Consider the following 5244-nt stretch of genomic DNA (forward strand, 5'->3'; position numbering starts at 1 on the left):
GTTCACCGGCTGAAACCCGTTCTCCGTCGAAACAAACGCAACAACAACCGGGGCCACATAGCTCCGCTGCAAACTCACCGTCACCGCATCGCTGCTCAGAAGAAAACTTCCGGTTTCAGAGAACTTCGCTGCACGACCAACCTCCACAGCACCAATATCGGGAGGACCTTGCCGACGCTCAGCTCCCCGTGCATCGAAGGGCAAGGGCTCGATCCGGTTGCCATCACCGTCTAGATCCAAGGCGTCCTCAGGCAGAAGTGAGTCGTCGCCCGCGTCGATCAGGGGGCTCCCCGCTTGCGGCAGCATCGTCTGCACCGGCCCGCCATTGTCCTGTAGGGGGCCGAGGCGCGGGTCGCCGCTCAGGAAGCTTGCCGCCAAAGCGTTGAGGCCGCCGCTTACATTAGCGGTTGCGCTGACACCCGCCGCGTTGCCCGCGATGACACTGTTGCTGACCTCACGAATGGCGCCGTCCGCTCCAGTGCCTCCGAAGGCGAGGCCGCCTCCAAAACCACCTGCGGTGTTGCCAGAAATCGTACTGGAGGTGATCTCAATCCCATCATCGACGCGGCCCATATAAATCCCGCCGCCGTCACGCCCAACGGCGGTATTGCCGGTGATCGTACTGTTGATGATCTTGACCGTGGCATTTCCGTCCAGGGGCACAAAAATGCCGCCGCCATTCACTGCTGCGCTGTTATTGCTGATTAGGCTGTTGAGGACCGTCAGTTCACTAAAACGGCCGACTTGAATCGCGCCGCCGCTGCCGGGGCTGCTGTTTCCCGTGATTGTGGAGTCGATGACCGTGATGCTGTTGAAATCACTATAGAGCGATCCGTTGTTGCCGCCGGTCAGCGTCAGGCTACGGATCTCCAAACTACCATCCAGCCCGGTCGTGAAGTGGCGTGAGCGGCCATCTGCGTCGAGCGTGATGTCGGCTGCCCGGTCCCCGTCGATATCCCCATCGACGATGATCCTGGTGCCGCCGATCGTGATCTCTCCTCCGCTCAGTACCAATGTCTGACCAGACAGGGACGGGTCAAAGGTGATCCGCCCCTCGCTCGGCCCCCCGCTGAGCAGCCTCACCGCCTCACGCAAGCTGAGATCCCCGGGGGAGAAGTCGTCGTCCAGCTCATCCACGGGGGTATCGACAGTCAAGGTCCGCCGCTCCGCCGCGCCTATGTCAAGGGTTTGAAGCACACGGCGCCCGCCCGTCGCGTCGACCGGCAAGGGATCTGGGTTCAGCCTATCAAAATCCAGATCCAGATCGTCGTTCGGCAGGAGGAGGTCAAACCCCGCCCCGATCAGCGGGCTGCCCTCCAACGGTTGCACAGTAGGCGGGCGGGTCGTGCTAATCCGGGTCGGGGTCTCGATCAGCTCACCCAGGCCCGGGTCCCCGCCGCCATTGATCGACGCCAGATTGTTGCTGAGCGTCTCTTGCGTCCCGAAGAAGCTGAACCGCGCAAAATCCGCAGCACCCCGCATGTCGTCCGGTGTGTTCGAGAGGCCGGAGGTGTTCTCCGCCACCACGCTATTGGTGATGGTCAGGGTGCCAGGGCCGGAATAGATGCCGCCGCCGTAATTCTGGGCCGTTTGCCCGACCCCGGCCTTGTTGCGAATGATCGTGCTGCTGCTCACCTCCACATCGGCATTGCTGAAGGCCAGGCCACCGCCAGTGAGCCCGCTCTCATTTTCCAAAAGCGTGCCGTTAATCATTTGCATCTGGGCGCCGGTTTGGAAGATGCCGCCGCCCAACCCATCCGTCGTATTGCCCTGGAAGGTGCTGTTGATGATCCGAAGGTTCCCAGCCGAGTGGATCGCACCGCCCGCCTGGGTCGCCTGGTTGCCCTGCAAAAATGCGTTCTCTAGAGTCAGATGCGCGTTGCCCGCCAAGTCAATGGCACCGCCCCGGTCCGCGGCCCCATTGGCCAGGATCACACCCCGCAGGTGGACATCCGTGTCAGCGCCGGAAATGTCGAAAATCTGATTGGTCCCACCGCCGGAAATGGTGACGTCACGCCCATTGTCGATCGACAGGTCCTTATCCAGGACAATGGGCCCATCGGTCAGGGTGATCGTTTGATCGCGGATCGAGAAGTCGAATTGGATGATTCCACCCTCTTCCACCAAATGCACCGCCTCGCGCAGCGTCAGTTGACCGGGCCCATACCGCCCATCGATGCCGTCTCCTGTGCTGTCCACCAACATCAGGTCTTGGTAATTGACCGCGCCGATATCCGTACTGTTGACGATGTCCAAAAGGCGCGCGTCCAGAAACAGAAGGTCGTCTGTTCCCCCGTCCTCATCGAGGTCAAAGACGTCCGTCGGTCGATAAATGCCCCGCCCGGCGGAGATCAGCGGGCTACCGGGCAGAATATCCCGGTGCCCGTCCACCAGCGGCCCCAACCCCGGATCGCCTGCGTTCAATGTGGATCCGGTCGTCGGTATTGTCCCCAGGCCAGCATCGGACGGCCCGACGAAACTATGGACAACCCTCGTGAACCCTCCGCCGCTCAGGTTCTCCGGGGCGTCGGTGTCGGGGCTCTGGTTCTGCGCCACCACAGAGTTGTAGATCCGGACGTCTCCTCCGATCGCATTGATCCCCGAGCCAGAAGTCCCGTCGCCTTGATAGGCGATGTTTCCGGTGATCGTCGAATTTATGATCTCCGTCCGAGGGAGATCGAACCCGACAAAAAAGAGCCCGCCGCCATAGGTCCGCGCGGTGTTGTCGGCGATGGTTGTGTTCGCAATCAAAGACGTGCTTTCATTCGCTTTGATGGCACCGGCTTCATCAGCAGCATAGTTGGAGGTGAAGCTGCTGTTAAAGATCGTTAGGCGCTGGTCGAGATTTGGGTCCTCGTTTGGCGGTGACAGTATGCCGAGCGAAATGGCTCCGCCGCGGTCGGCATGGTTATCGTGAAAGCGCGATTCCAAGATCGACAGGGCACCCAGTACGACAGAAACCGCCCCGCCGTCTCCTTGGGCGTCATTGCCTTCGAACTCCATGTTCCGCAGGACCAATTCGCCACCGATTGAATCCATACGGATGGAGCCGCCATGGCCTGGAACCAGCGATCCACCGCCGAGCATGCGCAGGCCGTTCAATTCCACGTCTTGACCAGGGGAGATGTCGATTTCGAAATGCCGGTTTGCACCCGCGTTCGTGATGGTCACATCCGGATTCGTGTCCCCGTCGATGTCACCCTGGATCGTCATCTCCTTCGTGATCCTGATTTGACTGTTGAGCGCGATGGTCTGCCCGTCGAGGCTCTCGTCAAAGCGGATCGTGCCGCCATCTGCCACCATGCTGACTGCTTCGCGCAGCGACAGGTCCCCGGCGGAGCGGTCGGCGTCAAATTCATCGACAATCGTGCTGACCGTCACAACATCCAGCCGCTGTACCGCACCCGCGTCCAGCCGCGTGTCGGCCAACCGGGGAAGTCCGTTCGCATCAATCGGCAGTCGCTCGCCCACATTACCGTCGCCGTCGAGGTCGAACGTATCAAAGGGCAGTTTGCTGAGGATTCCCAATCCAGCCAGAGGGCTGCCACGATAAACCGCTTGCGTCGGGACCGGGCCACCATTGTCGAACAAGTACCCGAGGAAAGCGTCATTCGGCCCAACGACAGAGCCAACGACATTGCCCAAATCCAGCGTGCTGAAGATCGACGGAAACGGCTGAGCGCTGTAGACGAAGCTCCCCCACAGCTCATCAATGCGACCTGCGAATGAATTCATGGTGCCGCCAGATCGGTTCTCCTCCAGTGCGGAGTTGTAGACATTCAGCGTGCTGCCTGTTTCGTGGATACCGCCACCCTTGTTCCCGTTGCTGCCGTCGACATCCGCGTAGTTGGTACTGATCGTCGACGAATAGAGGTTGGCCGAGGTGTTTCGCAGCGCCAGCGCGCCGCCATCATCACGTGATGCATTGAAGTAGAGCGTCGTATTCACTGTTGTGAGGGAACCGCCCGATTGCAGCACCGCCCCCCCGTCGCCGATGGCGCTGTTGTCATGAAGCGTGCTGTTGATGAGGGAAAGGTTGCCCGCGGAGAAAATCGCGCCGCCTTCCGTGCTCGCCGCACTGTCGCGGATCGTGCTGTTGACTAACGCCAGGCTACTACCAGCCGTGCGATGAACGATCGCCCCGCCGAACCCCGTCGCAGATCCGTCACGCAGCGTGAGGCTTTCAAGTTCGACTGAAATTGAGCGCCCGTCGATCCAAAAGAGACGGCTCGAGTTGTTACCCGAAATCGTGATGTCCGCGCGCCCATCTCCGGAAACGTCTCCATTGATGGACACACTGTCTGAAATCGTCAATTCGCCTTGGGTCAGTGTGATCGTGTCGCCCTTGAGCGAGTTGGAAAACACGATCTCGTCGCGGAAACTAGAACCATTGGCCAAGGCTATGGCCTCACGCAACGACAAGGTTCGGTTATTGGGGTCGTTGTCTTCTCCAAGGGTATTGACCACGAATCTGGTCATTGGTTGCCCCCCTTACGTTGGCCAAGGCGCGGGTCTTCGCGACCAGAAATATGGCGACTTAGTCGAACTTTGGGCACGAACCTCAGCAGACACTATGGCACACGGGGTGAAAACTGTCATCACGACCGGTGGGCACAGCGCTAGCGCCGCTGACGAAGATCGCTAACGGGGTCAAAATAGCTGAATGGAGATACAGCAGCCTCAGGATGCACAACCATTAGATGACGACTGCAGCAATGGCGATAGCTGCGACGAGCACTGTTGGCTATCGGTCACAACGGGCGGCGACCCTCCTCGAATCCTCGGGACTACAGAACTTGATCTCAATGACTGCTTTGGAGTGAATTGCGCAGCAGTGGAGCAAACGGTGCGTGTACCCTTGCCTTGCAACGCTTCTTTGGCAAAGTCGGCGCCACAACCGAGATCCGCAAACACCAATGCTCTGTGATCTTTGGCTTCCAAGCGAGCGTTGTCGCGTCCAATTCATCCTGCCTTTCTCGTTTTTGTCCCCCGGTCCGAATTGTGGCCACGTAGAAAACGGGGCCCCAACGGCGGTCCCGATGAGGCCTCGTAGAGATCTGCCCCCCTCAATCCAAAGCGCGCGATCTCACGGATGGTCATCGCGCAGCGATTTGGATCAAAAATTGGTACGGTATCAAGTTAGGGTCAGGACCCATTGATTTCCGCTTGGTAGCGTGATTCACGGTTCGAAAAACGAGCGGTGACCATGTCTGATCTCTTCTGGCTGACGGATGCGCAGATGGC

1 protein-coding gene is annotated in these 5244 nt (G+C 59.6%); it reads right to left on the reverse strand.

Annotated features, from left to right (window positions below):
* A partial coding sequence (locus ACFORG_RS19775) for a choice-of-anchor Q domain-containing protein (protein WP_386737296.1) occupies positions 1–4479 on the reverse strand: 4479 nt, incomplete at its 3' end.
* Positions 4480–5244 lie beyond the last annotated feature (765 nt).

This window comes from Lutimaribacter marinistellae (assembly GCF_042648365.1).
Taxonomy (GTDB): Bacteria; Pseudomonadota; Alphaproteobacteria; order Rhodobacterales; family Rhodobacteraceae; genus Lutimaribacter_A; species Lutimaribacter_A marinistellae.